At 61.6% G+C, this 15,807-nt stretch carries 12 protein-coding genes; 5 read left to right on the forward strand and 7 right to left on the reverse strand.

The annotated features are described in order from the left end of the window. Positions 1-9 precede the first annotated feature (9 nt). Positions 10-2,847 (reverse strand): TonB-dependent receptor, encoded by a 2,838-nt coding sequence (locus MNBBLIKP_RS06170; protein WP_088308542.1) that lies wholly within the window; start codon positions 2,845-2,847, stop codon positions 10-12. 268 nt (positions 2,848-3,115) lie between these two features. Here MNBBLIKP_RS06170 and MNBBLIKP_RS06175 point away from each other — a divergent pair, with 268 nt between their 5' ends. Continuing rightward, positions 3,116-4,417, forward strand: a complete 1,302-nt coding sequence (locus tag MNBBLIKP_RS06175) for a pectate lyase family protein (protein WP_254912931.1) — start codon at positions 3,116-3,118, stop codon at positions 4,415-4,417. Beyond that, positions 4,414-4,797, forward strand: coding sequence for a cupin domain-containing protein (locus tag MNBBLIKP_RS06180; RefSeq protein ID WP_088308545.1), 384 nt, complete (start codon positions 4,414-4,416; stop codon positions 4,795-4,797). Before MNBBLIKP_RS06175 ends, MNBBLIKP_RS06180 begins: the two co-directional genes overlap by 4 nt. A gap of 9 nt (positions 4,798-4,806) precedes the next feature. Here MNBBLIKP_RS06180 and MNBBLIKP_RS06185 read toward each other — a convergent pair whose 3' ends face one another. From MNBBLIKP_RS06185 to MNBBLIKP_RS06205, 5 genes are all read right to left on the reverse strand, one after another. Further along, positions 4,807-6,342, reverse strand: coding sequence for a carboxylesterase/lipase family protein (locus tag MNBBLIKP_RS06185; protein ID WP_088308547.1), 1,536 nt, complete (start codon positions 6,340-6,342; stop codon positions 4,807-4,809). Further along, positions 6,329-7,339, reverse strand: a complete 1,011-nt coding sequence (locus MNBBLIKP_RS06190; protein WP_088308693.1) for a sugar kinase — start codon at positions 7,337-7,339, stop codon at positions 6,329-6,331. The genes MNBBLIKP_RS06185 and MNBBLIKP_RS06190 overlap by 14 nt, the downstream gene beginning before the upstream one ends. Before the next feature lie 9 nt (positions 7,340-7,348). Further along, the gene (kduD, locus tag MNBBLIKP_RS06195; RefSeq protein WP_088308549.1) at positions 7,349-8,104 is read right to left on the reverse strand and encodes a 2-dehydro-3-deoxy-D-gluconate 5-dehydrogenase KduD; all 756 of its coding nucleotides are present in this window, start codon (positions 8,102-8,104) and stop codon (positions 7,349-7,351) included. A gap of 12 nt (positions 8,105-8,116) precedes the next feature. Further along, positions 8,117-8,749 carry an RpiB/LacA/LacB family sugar-phosphate isomerase gene (locus tag MNBBLIKP_RS06200; protein ID WP_088308550.1) on the reverse strand — a complete coding sequence of 211 codons (633 nt, stop codon included), beginning with the start codon at positions 8,747-8,749 and terminating at the stop codon, positions 8,117-8,119. 106 nt (positions 8,750-8,855) lie between these two features. Beyond that, on the reverse strand, positions 8,856-9,884 hold the full coding sequence (locus tag MNBBLIKP_RS06205) for a LacI family DNA-binding transcriptional regulator (RefSeq protein ID WP_088308695.1): 1,029 nt from the start codon (positions 9,882-9,884) through the stop codon (positions 8,856-8,858). Between the two features lie 105 nt (positions 9,885-9,989). Here MNBBLIKP_RS06205 and MNBBLIKP_RS06210 point away from each other — a divergent pair, with 105 nt between their 5' ends. From MNBBLIKP_RS06210 to MNBBLIKP_RS06220, 3 genes are all read left to right on the forward strand, one after another. Further along, a complete protein-coding gene (locus tag MNBBLIKP_RS06210) occupies positions 9,990-11,471 on the forward strand; it encodes a UxaA family hydrolase (protein ID WP_088308552.1) in 1,482 nt (493 codons plus the stop codon). 63 nt (positions 11,472-11,534) lie between these two features. Then, a complete protein-coding gene (locus tag MNBBLIKP_RS06215) occupies positions 11,535-12,362 on the forward strand; it encodes a 2-keto-4-pentenoate hydratase (protein WP_088308554.1) in 828 nt (275 codons plus the stop codon). 125 nt (positions 12,363-12,487) lie between these two features. After that, entirely contained in the window at positions 12,488-13,720 is a 1,233-nt protein-coding gene (locus tag MNBBLIKP_RS06220; RefSeq protein ID WP_254912932.1) for an MFS transporter, read from the forward strand. A gap of 518 nt (positions 13,721-14,238) precedes the next feature. Here MNBBLIKP_RS06220 and MNBBLIKP_RS06225 read toward each other — a convergent pair. After that, complete coding sequence (locus MNBBLIKP_RS06225) at positions 14,239-15,765, reverse strand: class I adenylate-forming enzyme family protein (protein ID WP_088308558.1); 1,527 nt, start codon at positions 15,763-15,765, stop codon at positions 14,239-14,241. Between the last annotated feature and the right edge of the window lie 42 nt (positions 15,766-15,807).

Here is a 15,807-nt window from a genome sequence, read left to right on the forward strand (position 1 = left end):
CTGGGTGCGTTACATCTTGAGCCGTGCACCAAAAAGGATCGTACGGCCGAAGTGGTTGTTTTCGTAATTCCGGTCGGCATCGAAATCGGTGAAGCGATAGCGATAGGTGTCGAGCAGGTTGTTGCCTTCCACCGAAAGCTCCAACCAGTCGGTCACCTTGTAACGGATTGACGCGTCGAGGTTGGTCGTTGCGCCATAACCCTCGAGCAGGTTGCCGGTGCCACTCGAGCCTTCATGGTAACGTCCGCGGTAGCTGACCATGATGCGTGCGCTGAACTTGCCGTCGTCATAGTAAAGCGTGCCGTTGTAGGCCTCCTTCGAGACGTTCGACAGGGTGTTGACCACGGTCGTGTTCTGCAGCGCGCCGTTGGGCACGATGGCCGGTCCTTGCAGGTTGAAGGTGGCGTCCGACTGGATGAAGGTGGCATTGGCGATCACGCCGAAGTTGCCGAGGATGCCGTCGGCAAAGGCCTTGAATGGCACCTGCGCGGCGAATTCCCAGCCCTTCAGCGTTGCACCCGAACCGTTGACCGTGGTCGACAGCGTCCAGATCGGCTGGCTGAGCTGTGCCGGGTTCAACGCTGCCGGCGAAGACGGGTTGAGCACCGATACCGGCAGGCCGGTCTGGGTAAATGTGGCACCGGTCACCGAAGCCGACTGGGTGAAGGTGTGGACCTTCTTGTGGAACCACGCAGCCGAGAGCACTGCGCCGGGGGCGAAGTACCATTCCAGCGCCAGGTCGAGGTTGGTGGCGCGGTAGGGTTCGAGGAACGGGTTGCCGCTGGTCACGCGGTAGTTGAAACCGTCAGCCGAACCGCCAGGGGTGAGCGAGCCGAGCGTCGGACGGGTCATCACGTCGGCAATCGCCGCGCGGAAGATCACGTCGTCGTGCGGGAAAACAGCGAGGTTTGCCGAGGGAAGCCAGTCGTCATAGCTGCGGGTTACTGTGGCGTTGACGCCGCTGACGAGGCCATAGGACGACTGGTCGGTCTTGGCGTAACGGACGCCGGCATTGAGCGCGTACTTGAGCCCCAGCATTTCGCCATTGGCGTCAACCTGGAAGTAGGCACCCTTGGTGGTTTCCTGAACGCCGCGGTTGTTGCCCGCGTCGAGCGCCGGCGTGCGGTTGTAGAGCCCGGTAAAGGCCGTTGCCGCCGGCAGGTTGGGGATCAGCCAGGAATTGGTATTGCCCGCAGGCTGGCCGGCATCGCCCATGGTGAACAGCTGCGACAGCGCAGGCGTGACGGGGAAGCCGTAAACCGCAGTCGGGCCGAACAGGCTGGAGGCCGAGCAGGCAATCGTGCCATTCGCGCTGGTGACAAGGCTGGTGCCGCCGTTGCCGCAGACGGCCGTATCACGCGTGAAGGCGGCAACGTCGAAGTTGTAGCGCCGCCACACCGCGCCCAACTTGAGCTTGAAGCCTTCGGTGACATCGAATTCGGTGCGCAGCTGGATCGTCTTGAACTTGTTGTCGACGCCCGAAGGACGATCGCGGATTTCGGCGAGCTGGAAGTTGGCCGGATCGGCAACGCTGGTGCCGAAAGTCAGCTTCGGATGGGCCATATCGGTATAGTCGAACGAATAGCCCTGGGCATCGCGGTCATCGAAGATGATCGTCGTTTCGACCGGGATGTCGGCGCTCGACTTCGAGAAACCACCGAGCAGGGTGAAGCGGAAGCGATCACCGATTTCCTGATCCCAGGTCGCGCCGACCTGATAAAATTCGGTCGAGCTTTCGCGGCGATAGGCTTCGGTGCGGACCCATGCGTCGTTGAGCGTCGCCTTGATCATGTTGTTGTTGCCATCGTAAACCGGGTTCACAACATTGATCGAGCGCTCGTTCGAGCGAAGCAGGACTTCGCCCCACGATTCTTGACGGACCGCATCGTACTTCGAATAGAGCCCGTCGATCGAGAACTTGGTCGCTTCGGTCGGGGCAAACTGGATCGAGCCGGTGAGGCCGAGGCGCTCGCGGTCATGCGCGACTTCGCCGTAGCGCGGGATGCGCGGGTGAAAGGCCAGCGCGGCCTTGTCGCAGGCGGCGCTGGCAACATAGCTGCCGCCCGAATTCGCCGTGGTAAAGCAGTTGGTCCCGTCGACCCCGTCGAAGCGCGCCTGCGCCCAGCGCACGGTGTTGTTGCCCAGTTCCAGAGTCTTGGTCTTCGAATAGGCGGCCGAGATCGCTACGCCCAGCGTACCGGCGTCGTTGCGCCAGCTGACCATGCCGGCCGCGCGCGGGCCGATGGTGTCAGACAGATCGTTGTACGAACCGACCAGCGAAAGCGCGCCGCTGAGGCCAGCCTTGCCCTTGAGCGGATTGCCGGTGTTGAGATCGACCACGGCGCCGAGCGAGCCTTCATCGAGCGATGCTTCGGCGGTCTTGTGGACGACCAGGCTTGAGAACAGTTCCGAGGCGAAGACGTTGAAATCGAACGCGCGGTCGCGGTTGGCGCTGGCGCCATCGACCGAGGTGGCGATCGTTTCCATGCCGTTGACGCGTACGCGGGTGAACTGGCTCGACAGGCCGCGCACGGTGATCGAGCGGCCTTCGCCGCCATCGCGCGAGATCGAGATGCCGGGGATGCGCTGCAGCGATTCGGCGAGGTTCTGGTCGGGGAACTTGGCAATGTCTTCGGCAACAATCGCATCGACCGCGCCGACCGAGGTCTTCTTGACGTTGAGCGCAGCTTCGAGCGACTGGCGGAAGCCGGTGACGATGATCTCGTCAACCGGAGCCTCATCAGCCGCAGGAACATCTTGAGCATGGGCCACTGCGGGCACGGTAAACGCGCTCCCGGTGATAAGTGCAATCTTGAGCAGCGACATCCCTGAAACGTTGTTGCGCATTCTCGTTCCCCTCAGCGCCTTAACGGCGATTGGCAATTGATACCGGTGTCAAAGGAGAATGCGTTCCCGCATTCTTTGTCCTTCGGCACCCCTCCTTCCATTCTCACCAGCCCGGAGGGCGCGGCCCTCGGCAGCGCTCCATCCGATTTGGTAACCGGTGTCATTTTTATTGCCCTGTCTTGTTTGCTCTGTCAAGAAGGCTGAAACCGGAGGTTGAGCGATGTTTCGAAAACTGCGCCTTCTAGTCTTGTTCTGGGCTTTCCTGCAGATGTCCGGACTGGCAGCAAGCGCTTCATCACCGTCTCTCGAGCCGACTCGCGGGGGAGCCGGAGGGCGAATCATCGCAGTGACGACTTTGGCCAAGGATGGCCCGGGCTCGCTCAAGGCCGCACTGGAGGCAAAAGGCCCCCGGATTGTTGTGTTCGAAGTGGGCGGTGTGATCGATCTGGGCCGCGAGACACTGACAATCTCGGAGCCCTACCTCACGATCGCCGGTCAGACTGCACCGACCCCCGGAATCACCATCATTCGCGGCGGGATCGACCTCAGAGGTCATGATGTGATCATCAGTCACATCCGGGTGATGACCGGAGCCGATGGGCAGCCCCATTATTCGGGCTGGGAAGCCGACGCGCTGTCGACCGTCGGCGCCCACCATGTGATCATTGAGAATTGCAGTTTCCTGTGGGGAATTGACGAGAACATGTCCGCTTCGGGCCCGCGCTTTACAGGAACCACTCCGGCCGAATGGCGCGCTGGCACCAGCCATGACATCGTGTTTCGCAACAACCTTGCAGCAGAAGGTCTGGCCAATGCCAGTCATCCCAAGGGTGAACACTCCAAAGGGTCGCTGGTCCATGACAACGCCACCGGAATTGTGTTCTACCGCAATGTCTGGGCGCACAATCTTGAGCGATCGCCGCTGGTCAAGGGCGGGGCGCGGGTGCTGCTCGTCAACAACATGATCTACAATCCTGGCCGCCGTGCAGTGCACTACAACCTGATGGCGCTGGAGTGGGCCGATCATGCCTACCAAACCGGCGAGATCACATCTGTCGGTAATGTCATGCGCGGCGGTGATGATACCGTTGAACGCCTGCCGTTCCTGATGCTGGGCGGAGACGGTGACCTGGCATACTATGGCCGCGACAACCGCGCGGTTGACCGCCATGGCCAGCCGCTGCCCGAATTTGGCCGGTACGGTGAAACCAAGGCGCGCCTGATTCGGGCGAAGAGGCCGTTGGCTGACCTTTCGGGCATGACCATCCTGCCATCAGGCGAGCTTGAGTCCAGCCTGCTTTCCAGCGTCGGCGCCAGGCCCTGGGACCGCGCTGCTGACGATGTTCGGGTGATCTTTTTTATCGCCGAAGGTCGCGGTGAAATTATCGACGACGAACGCGAAGTCGGCACCGGCTATCCTCGCCCGCCCGAGACGCGCGCCCCGTTCGTTGCGGCGGACTGGAACCTTGAGACCTTGCGGCCCCGCTCAGGCCGCTATCCAGGACAAAAAGGCGCGGTGCAGGAAAATCTCAGCCCCCGCGACAAGGCGATGCGGACAGCTGGACAATGATCGGCTGGGCGGTCCTGCTGCTATCTGCCGCACCGGCGATGGTGGTGATCGACGAGGCGGCAACCAGGCGCGATGAACCGCCCCCGCATGGGGCCATCGGCATGTCGACTGCTTTCCGGATCAGCGATGCCGTGCCCCAACCGCGGGCGATGGAATTCCGCCGCCGGATCCTGCATCGCGGCGCCGCAATCGGCGAACACCGGATTGACCATGACGAAGTCTACTACGTGCTCGGCGGGACTGGCGAGGTGGTGTCCGATGGCAAGCGCGCGGTGCTGACCAAGGGCATGACCGCCTACCTCTACAAGGGTGCGGTGGTCGGCATTCGGCAGCTTGGCAAACAGCCGCTATCCCTGATCATTGCCTACCCTAACCCGTAACGCTCGGCTTCAGCTGCCTGGCTGGATGTAGGGTACGCGGGCGAACAGCTCGCGCTCCCATTTGCGCGGATCGGACACCAGGCGGCTGGTACTGTCGAACACCATCGTGTCGCGCCGTGCCAAGCTATAGGGTGCCCAACCCGGATTGCCGGTACGGGCAAACCGCACGAAAGCATCCATTACCGTATCGCTCATTGCCTGCCTTGCTGGGGTAGGGCTTTCGAAGGTGCCGAAAGCCAAGCCGATATCATCGGTATGCTTGGCCTGCTCGAAATCGAGTTGATAGACCCAGGTCGTGCGCAGTCCGGCCTTGGCGCGCGCATCAGCTTCCTCGACTTGTCCGCGCCAAGATCTTCCGGCGGTGACCATCCGGTGGAAGATCTGCTCAGCATTGTCCGCCGGATAGCGCGCGCGAAACTGCGCGGTGACCCAGGCGGGATCTATATCGACCCTCAGTTCGGGTCCCGCCCGTGCGGCCAGATTCGACCAGTCGAGACCTTTCAGCTGGCGACTATCCGGACCAAAGAACGCCCGGGTTTCGGCAACGCAATTGCCCAGCAGCATCGGGATCGCATTGCCCTGTGGCGCCGGGTCGGGCCAGAACGGGTGGCGGGTGAGGTGCTTCATGTCGAGCACTGGCCCCATGTAGAGTCCGCCCCCCATGATCGGATCAGTGGCAGCAAGCGCGCCGACCAATTGCGCGACTGGCGCGGTTGCGGGATCGACTCCGCGCCCCAGCTTGTCGAGGAACGCCTGCGTCCGTTTGGCGGCATTGAGCGGGCCAGGAGCGGTGACCTGCTGACCCGACATGGTGATCGCCTTATGGAACAGTCCCTTGGCGGCCGGCATTGCCATCAGGGTCGCAATCTTGGCCCCGCCGCCCGATTGGCCGAAGACCGTGACGTTCGCGGCATCGCCCCCGAAGGCGACTATGTTGCGCTGGATCCATTGCAGCGCGACAATAAGGTCCAACTGGCCATTGTTGCCACTGTCGGGAAAGCGATCGGGCAGGTAAAGGTAGCCCAGCGCGTTGAGCCGGTGGTTGACGGTGACAACCACGACTTCGCCGCGTTCGGCCAGTTTTGCGCCATCATTGAGTGGGTCAGTGACCGAGCCGGTCGAATAGGCCCCGCCGTGGAAATAGACCATGACCGGGCGCTTCGGACTCTTCGGCCCGCCGGTCGTCCACACATTGAGAAACAAGCAGTTCTCTGCTTGGGGCTGATACCGATCGCTCTGCTGCGGGCATGCCGGTCCAAAGGACGGGCCTTCGGCCTGTTGCGCAGAAAGAACAGGTATCGGCGGTCGGAAGCGCGGTGCATGGCCATACCAGATTCCCGGGTAGGAATGTACTCGCGGTGGACTATCGGGATTGGTGTGGCTGCTCCAAGCGACGCTGCGATATTCCCCGTCGGGCGCTCGGATCATTTGATAGGCAACAAAATCGGGCTCCGCTGGCGCAATTGCGCTTGCTCTGGCGGCAAATGGCATAGCCAGGCCGCCTGCCAACGCGGCACGGCGGCTCCAGCCGTCAGCGCCGGACATCGCCCCCGTCGGCGTCAAAGCTCTCCAGCATGGCCCGGCTGGCCAGGCACATGTCTCCGGGCAATGAATGCTTGAGCGCGGTTAGGGCAAGCCCGCCCTCGGCCATGGTCTGGACGCTAGCGCCTTCGAGCCAGCGGTGGAGCAGGCCTGCGGCGAATGCGTCACCAGTACCAATTCGCTCGACAATGCCGGTCACGTCGATCTCGGCGGTCTGGTGCGCGGCGTCGCGGCTATCGACCCTGGCGGTGATACGGTGGTGATCGCTGGTCACCAGGTGCCGCGCCGTCGATGCGATCAGCTGCAACTTCGGGAACGCGGCAAATGCCGCCTCAGCCGCTTCGCGCCGTCGGTCTGATCCGTCGCCCGAAAACGCGCGCCCCAGCAGCAACGAGATGTCGCGGTGGTTGCCAATCAGGATAGTCGCATCCTTGACCAGATCGCGCAGCACCATGCCTGGATTGCTGTCCCAGGCAGCCCACAACTGTGAGCGGTAATTGCCATCAAAACAGATCGGCACGCCGGCGGCTTTTGCTGCATCTTGCGCGGCGCGGGCCAGCGCCACGCCTTTGGGGCCGAGGGCCGGGGTGATGCCGCCGCAATGCAACAGCCGCGCCCCTGTCAGCGCCCCGACAAGGTCGATCGCCTCGGGACATGCCTCGGCAAAGGCACTTCCGGCCCGATCATATGTGATGGCCGAGGGCCGGGTACCCGCACCATCTTCCATAAAGTAGAGGCCCATCCGGCCCGGTGCCCGAGCGACAAACCCGGTATCGGCTCCGGCACTTCGCAATGCAGCGATCGCGCGGTCACCAAGGGCATTGTCGCTGACCAGTCCGGCAAAACGCACGGGATTGCCCAATGCGGCCAGCGCCGCCGCAACATTCGCTTCAGCTCCGCCAACCGCCAACTCCAAGCTGTCAGCCTGAACCATCAGCTGGTGCCCAGGTGGAGTGAGCCGAAACAGCAATTCGCCAAAGCAGACAACGGGAGCGGCCATCATCAGATGCTAGCGTGCCAGCCAGCCGCCGTCGACTGCCAGGATATGGCCAGTGACGTAGTCGGACGCAGGCGAGGCGAGGAACACCGCTGCCCCGGCAATATCCTCCGGACTGCCCCAACGCCCTGTCGGAATCCGCTCGAGGATCTGACGGTTGCGGGTCTCGTCAGCCTGCAGCGCGGCGGTGTTGTTGGTCTGGATGTAACCGGGCGCGATCGCATTGACCTGCACGCCCTTGGAAGCAAGCTCATTGGCCATGGCCTTGGTTACCCCGGCGACGCCCGACTTGGCCGCCGCATAGCTGGGCACCCTGACCCCGCCCTGAAAGCTGAGTAGCGAGGCAATATTGATGATCTTGCCGCTGCCTTGTGCAGCCATGTGGCGCGCTGCCGCCTGGCTGAGGAAGAAGAGACTCTTGAGATTGGTATCGACTACTGCGTCCCAATCCTCTTCGGTAAAATCGGCCAGGTCATTGCGGCGGATGATTCCGGCATTGTTGACCAGGATGTCGATCCGGCCGAGTGCGTTGACGGCTTCATCGATCACCCGATCGACTGGTTCGATTGTAGACAGGTCGGCGGCGATGCTCACCGCCTTGCGGCCAGTCGCACCGATCATCCGCAACGTTTCAGCAGGCTCGCTGCGCCCAGCCAAGGCGACGTCGGCCCCAGCTTCGGCCAGAGCGACCGCGATAGCCTGACCGATCCCGGTGTTGGCCCCGGTAACCAGTGCAGCCTTGCCGGCGAGAGAGAAGGAAATGGTCACTTCGGGCCTGCCTCAGAGCGCGCGCAAGTAGTCGGCGATCGCCTGGTCCTGGCAATTCGGGTAGAACAGCTCGGCAAACTTCTCACCCGCGATGGCCGCCTTGAGCAAGTCCTGATCGACCGACTTGAGTACGGTCAGCATGTCGTTGCACGAGGCCGCCTTCATGTCCTTCAGGATCGAGCGGTTCGCGGCCATGAAGTGCGCGCGTTCCTTGGGATAGCCCGCCCCGCCTTCATTCTCGAAGATCTTGCGGTAGCAATCCTGCAGATTGAGCTCCGCCGCCCAGCCAAAGCCTTTGGCGTAAGGCATCGACATCGCATTGCCGTCATTGATCTGGCTGAACAGGAATGCGTCGGTCGGATCGATCACCAGTCCGCAGAACACGCCAGGCATCGAATTGCAGGCCAGCATCGAGCCCATGCCAGTCCCGCAGCCAGTCACCACGAAATCGGCAGCCTTCGAATTCAACAGGATGCCGGCCAGCAGGCCGTTCATCACGTAGGTCAGCGAAGCCGAATCTTCAGGGGTGTACATGCCATAGTTGTGAACCTGATGGCCCAGCGGCTCAGCAACGGCGGTCAGCGCATCGTGCACGATGGCATTCTTGGCTGCCTGGCTGTTTTCGATGATCAGTGCGATTTTCATGGCTGGTCTTTCATGCTGAAGCGGCAAATGTCCGGCCAATGGTAACCGGTGTCATTGCTTTGATCAAGGGGGAGCAAGTGGGCACCAGCGGTTCAATCCGATCAGATCAAGCTTTTGGCGCCGCGGTCGATGCGCGCGGAACGAACTCGGTCGGAAACTGTGACTGCTCTTTTGCCGCCAGATCCGGATGGATCAGCTTGCGCGCTGCCGAGCGGCCCATGCTGCGAATTGGCCATCGCACGGTGGTCAGCGGCGGCCAGATCGTTGCGGCGATCGCCGTATCGTCAAACCCGACAATCGAGACATCGCCCGGCACTTCAAGCCCGCGCTCGCGCGCGGCGTGCACCACGCCCGCCGCCATCACGTCGTTGCTGGCGAATATGGCACTGGGCGGCGCAGCCTGATCGAGCAGCTGCGCGCCCGCCGACAGACCGGTCTCAAAGGTGTAGTTGCCGCGTGCGGTCAGTTCCGGACCATGCGGCAAGCCATGCGCTTGCAGGGCCTCTCGCCAACCTTCGCGGCGTTCCAGCGCAGAGCGGAACCCTTCTGGTCCTTCGATCAATCCAATTCGGCGGTGCCCCTGCTCAATCAAAAACTCGATTGCTTCACGAACGGCCTGACGATCGTTCGACTGCACCAAATGGGCCGGATCGTCGAGCTCGGCCGAGCCCATGCGAACATAGCGGCAGCCCAGTTCGTCAAACAGCGAAACAAAGGCATCGTCTTCTGACAGCGGCGGCAGGATCATCACGCCATAGAGCCGCTGTTGCTCAATGAACTTGCGGATGTCGTCAAACAGACCGGTCTTGTGGCGATCAACCGGGTGGATCACCAGCGCGAATTCGGTCTCGCGGATGGCGTCCAGTACGCCTTCCTGGAAATTCAGCACCATCTGCGCATTGGGGTTGTCGTAGATCATCCCCAGCACGAAGTTGTGCCGCAGCGCCAAGGCCCGTGCCTGCGGGTTGGGAACATAGCCAAGTTCGGCAATGACCGCCTCAACCTTTTCCCGGGTGGCATGATTGAGCAACGGCGAACGGTTGATCACCCGGCTGACCGTCTTCTTCGATACACCGGACAGGCGTGCAACATCGTTGATCGTCGGCTTCACATCGCCCTTGCCCCTGGTCGCCATGCCAAATCCCGTTTCGCTGCCGGACAATCCGATGCTGGTTTGTGCCTTGCCTTGTTGTGCGAGGCAAGGCAATCTTGACACCGGTTACCATTACACAGGCTTGCAATGACCTCGACCTTTCCCGCGCTGCTGCGCATACACGATGCCGATACCGTTGCGGTGGCACTTGCGCCGCTTGCCGCAGGAACCAGCGCGCTGGGCGTGACACTGGCTCACGCAGTTCCGCAGGGGCACAAGGTGGCTTTGGTCGCGCATGTCGAAGGTGCCCGTGTTACCAAGTACGGCCAACCGATCGGTCGTGCCACCAGCACCATCGCGCCAGGCGACCATGTCCATTCCCACAACCTTGGCACAGCTCTCGTTGGCGAGCTCAGCTATGCGCCGGGGCGGGCCACGACAGCAGAATCGGTCAGCCCTGCGCAGGTCACCTGGCAGGGCTATCGCCGCGCCGACGGACGCGCGGCCACCCGCAACGAAGTCTGGATTCTCCCAACCGTAGGCTGTGTCGGCCTCACCGCGGAAATGGTGGCGAGCGCAGCGCGGGACCGCCACGGACCGGCCATTGACGGGATCTACGGATTTACCCACCCCCACGGCTGTTCGCAGCTTGGCGACGACCTTTCCGGCACGCGCGCGCTGCTGGCTGGCCTTGCCGCCAACCCCAACGCCGCGGGCGTGCTTTTGCTGGGATTGGGCTGCGAATCGAACCAGCTTGATGCTTTGGTTGAATGCATCCCAGAAGCCGCGCGAAGCAAATTGCGCATACTCTCAAGCCAAAGCGCGGGCGATGAACTGGCGATGGCCGGTGCCTTGATCGACGAACTGGTCGAGCAAGCATCACCGGCGCGGCGCGAAGCACTCGCGTTGGCCGAGCTCGCGGTTGGGATGAAGTGCGGCGGATCCGATGGCTTCTCCGGCCTGACCGCCAATCCGCTGTTGGGGCGTTTCACCGATAGTCTTGCCGCTGCTGGCGGACGGGCAATTCTGACCGAAATTCCTGAAATCTTCGGGGCCGAACAGGCCTTGCTCGATCGTGCGGTAGATGCGCCGGTATTTGCCAGCGCTGCCGGGCTGGTGAACCGGTTCAAGCGCTATTACCTCGATCAGGGGCTTCCGGTCTCCGAGAACCCCTCGCCCGGAAATCTTGCCGGCGGGATCACCACGCTGGAGGAAAAGTCACTCGGCGCCGTGCAGAAGGGCGGCAATGCCCCGCTGGTTGATGTAGTCGACTATGGCGGCCAGGCAACCAAGGCAGGCCTCACTCTGCTGGAAGCACCAGGCAATGATGCTGTCTCTTCGTCCGCTCTGGCTGCGGCAGGGGCAACCATGGTGCTGTTCACTACCGGACGCGGGACTCCGCTTGGGTTTCCGGTGCCAACGATGAAGGTGGCCTCGAATCGCGAGCTTGCAGAGGCCAAACCGCATTGGATCGATTTCGACGCGTCGCAAGCTTTGCGTGAAGGCAATGAGGAAGCTGACAAGGCGTTCCTTGAGCGCATTGCAGCCATCGCCAGCGGAGAGAAATGCGCGGCAGAGCGCGCCGGGCAGCGCGCGATCGCGATCTGGAAGCGCGGCGTGACGCTGTAATGAAGGTGCTCCAGGGCCAAGGAGGATTGCTAATGACACCGGTTTCCTATAGTGGACGCGCAAATGGGATCTGCTGATAATTTGGGGGCGAGTTTGAGCGAGCAGGCATTAGCTGTGGCCCAGGCCTTTGTTCAGGCACGCCGCGATGCGCGGGTGCTGGAAAGCTATCCGGGCGAGCGGCCGAGCGATCTATCTTTGGCCTATCGGATCCAGGATCGAGCCATTGTGCTGGATGGTCGCGGCGTGGTCGGGTGGAAGGTTGGCAAGATCAATCCGCCAGACGACATGCGGCTTGGTTGCAACCGGCTGGCCGGACCGATCTTTGCCGATACGGTCATGCCAGCAGGGCCTGGTGCGATCCCAGAGATGCCAATCTTCGCAGGAAGCTTTGCTGCGGCAGAGGCGGAACTGTTGTTGCACCTGGCCCCCGGTTGGGACGGTGCACTGCCGCACGACGATGGTGCCACGCGATCGCTGCTTGACGATATCAGGCTCGGCATCGAAATCGCCAGCTCTCCTTATCCAGGCATCAATGCGGACGGGCCAACCGTCACTGCCTCGGATTTCGGCAACAACGCCGGACTTGTGATCGGGCCCCAGCTTGCCAGTTGGCAGGACCTTGATCTCTGCACGATCCTGGTGCGAACAGAAATCGATGGAGAAGTGGTGGGCGAAAGTACTGCCGCAACCATGCTGGATGGCCCCTACGGCGCTGTCCGCTTCCTGCTCGCTAACCTTACGGAGCGAGGCTTCGATCTGTCGGAGGGGTTGTGGGTCTCCACTGGCGCGATAACCGGAGTTCACTCGGTCAAACCTGGCCAGCGAGTCACCGCAACGTTCGGCGAGCATGGCGCGCTCACCTGCACGATTGCGCTCGCCCGGCCTCGCTAGCCGGGGTTCGGCAGACATTACGAATACGACCGGGCAATCCCGGCAAAATAGGGAAGAGGCCAATGACGCAGACTTTCACTGCTCCTGACGGGACGGCTGTCATGCCTAACGGCCGCCGCCGCTGGATGATCATTGCGCTGCTTTTCGTGGCGACCACCGTCAACTACATCGATCGGACCATGCTGGGCCTGCTGGCACCGTCGCTCGGCAAGGAGCTGAACTGGAGCGAGAACGATTACGGCACGATCGTAACCGCTTTCCAGGCCGCTTATGCCCTCGGCTTTCTGCTGATGGGCTGGCTGATCGACCGTTTCGGCCCAAAGGTCGGCTATGCGATAGCCATCACGATTTGGACAGTCGGTCATGTCGCACACGGTTTTGCCTCAACTGTGGCCGGCTTCATGGCTGCGCGGGTCATCCTCGGCGTGGGCGAGGCAGGACATTTCCCAGCTGTTGTTCGCTCAAGCAGCGAATGGTTTCCGCAAAAGGAGCGGGCACTGGCGATCGGCTGGGTCAATTCCGGCACGACCATTGGCGTGATCCTGACTGCGCCCACGCTGGCCCTGTTCCTGACCTACCTGGGGCTAGGCTGGCGTGAGACCTTCATTTGGTCGGGCCTGTTTGGTCTTGCACTGCTGCTGCTATGGTGGAAATTCTACTCCAACCCACGCGAATCCGGAACGGTCAGTGAGGCTGAATTGGCTTGGATCGAACACGATCCGCCCGAGAAGCTTGAGCAGGTTCCCTGGCGCCGGCTGATCACCAAACGTGAAGCATGGGCCTTTGCCGTGGCCAAATTCCTGACCGACCCGGTCTGGTTTCTGATGCTGTTCTGGCTGCCGAAGTACTTCAATTCGACCTATGGCGTGGACCTCAAGGTCGTGTTGCTTCCCATGATCATCATGTACCTGCTGTCGGATTTCGGCTCGATCGCGGGCGGCTGGGTCTCCTCGAAGCTGATTCAGGGGGGGCATACGCCCAACTTCGCGCGCAAGGTCACCTTGCTGCTTTCGGGCTGCGCGGTGCTGCCGCTGCTGTTTGTGTCGGGCTTGTCGAACATGTGGCTGGCAGTCCTTTTGATCGGCATTGCTCTGGCTGGCCACCAGTCGTTCAGCTCTAACCTCCTGTCACTGCCGCCCGATATGTTTCCGAAGCGTGCCGTCGGTTCGGCCATCGGTCTCGGCGGTTTTGCCGGGGGGATCGGCGGAATGATCATGGCCAAATCGACCGGATTGGTGCTCGAAGCCACAAACGGCAACTACACCTTGATCTTCATGGCCTGCACGGCAGTTTACTTCCTGGCGGTGGCTGCAATCCACCTGCTCAGCCCAAGACTGGAGCCGGTCAGGGTCGCCTGACGTAAAAATGCGGCGGATTCCTGCCACTCAACTGACGTGTCTTTGCTCACAACATATGGGGGCATTTCGCGGGGCATGAACCCAGACCACTCGTACTCATATTCTGATTTTATAATCAATTGATACATGAGTTCGAATCCCTCCCGCTCCGCCAGCTATATCATCCCAGGAAAGCCCGATTGATCCCGCAAAGCCGCAGAGTTCTGCGGTTTTCCGCCTTGATCGCGCTTTCTATGTTCTTATATTGTTCTCCACGATCCCCCTAAATCCGGCTTGGAGTGTGGGGGAGATTGTGGGGGCGGAACAGGATGGAAGGTCATGGGCCGGCNTTCTTATATTGTTCTCCACAATCTTCCCAAATCCGATTTTGAGTGTGGGGGCGATTGTGGGGGCGGAACAGGATGATCGATCATGGGCCGGCACAGCAACTGCAAATTCGAAGCCTCAAGGGCACAGAGGTCTCGAGGCCAGCTTGGTTGGTCTTTGAAGGTGGAGCGGAATGCGAAGATTTGGACTGACTAGCCCTGCAGGGTTCCAGCCGCCTCAACCATCAACGCGCGGATGGTCCGCTTGTCGATCTTGCCGTATTGGGTGAGCGGCATCTCGGCGATGAAGTGGACGCTCTTGGGGGCCTTGTAGGCAGATAGCCGGGCCTTGGCGAACTGGCGGATTTCTTCGGGGTTGGATCCCTCTGCAGCGATGACCACGGCAGTGACGGCTTCACCCCAATCAGGGTGAGGGATGCCGACTACGGCGGCTTCCCGAACGCTTGGATGCTCGCGCAGCACGCTCTCAACCTCGGTCGAATAGACGTTCATGCCCCCGCTGATGATCATGTCCTTGGCTCGGTCGACCAGAAACAGATAGCCGTCTTCCAGCCGTGCTAGATCGCCGGTCCTCAGCCAACCGTCCCGCAGTGCTTCCTGGGTCGCGACCGGATCGCGGAAGTATTCGGTGAGCAGGTAAGGCGAGCGGACTTCAACTTCGCCGGCGCCGGACTCGTCCGGTCGCAGACGGAGTTCGACCAGCGGCACCGCACGCCCGCACGATGCCAGCAGATCGGGGCTGGTGTGACCCTCCTTGCTGAGCGTGGTGATAAGGTTGGGACACTCGGTCTGGCCGTAGATCTGCAGGAAGACCTTGCCGAACTTGCGTAAGCCCTCTTCAAGCCGCTCGCGATTGATCGGAGCTGCGCCATAGACGATTGTGCTGAGCGAGCGATGATCGGCGCTGCCCGCAGCCGGATGATCGAGCAGGCGGTAGAGCATGGTGGGAACCATCATGGTCCAGGTGACGTCCACGTCGCGGCATAATTCGAAGAAGCGTTCCGGATCGAAGCGACCCTCGATGACGACATGGGCCCCCTGCAGAAAAGCGGCGACCATGTGATAGCCGGAAGAATGCGGCAGCGGGGTGGTGAGCAGCATCACTTCTTCGGAACGGATGTCGAGGCAATTGATGTGTGAAAACAGGTTCCACGCCATCCGCCCATAGCTGTGGCGAACACCTTTGGGACGTCCGGTGGTGCCGCCGGTATAGGCGATGATCGCAGTGTCGTCGGCATCTGCGGTTTGCGGCTCAAAGGCGATCTGCTCGGCCGTTGCGTCGGACCAGTGTGCATGGTTAGCCGCAATTGGCTTGCCCGGTTCGGCGTCGACCAGAATCGTGAAAGGCTCGTTCTGAAGTCCAGTTGCCTTTGGCAGATCGGCATTGGTGATTAGAATCTGGGCGCCGCTGTGTTCAAGACAATAACCGAGCTCGGGCACGCCCATCAGTTCATTGAGCGGCACCCGGATTGCGGCAAGCTTGAGGATCGCGAATTCGGCGACGACATATTCGCAGCTATTGCGCAGATGCACTGCAACCGCCACGCCTGGACCGACCCCGAGGCCAGCCAGATAGCCAGCAAGGCGATCGGAAAAGGTGTCGATCTGAGCATAGGTCCAGCTTTGCCCAGCCACCGTGATCGCGGGTCTGCTGGTGTGGCGCTGCAACGATGCCAGCAACAATTGCGCGGATGTCGGTGCCTTCAAGACGTCGCTCATCGATACCCTCACCGATTCCAATTGACGGTACGATACGCGGTA

The sequence above is a fragment of the Novosphingobium sp. B 225 genome (assembly GCF_002198665.1).
In the GTDB taxonomy this organism is placed as follows: Bacteria; Pseudomonadota; Alphaproteobacteria; order Sphingomonadales; family Sphingomonadaceae; genus Novosphingobium.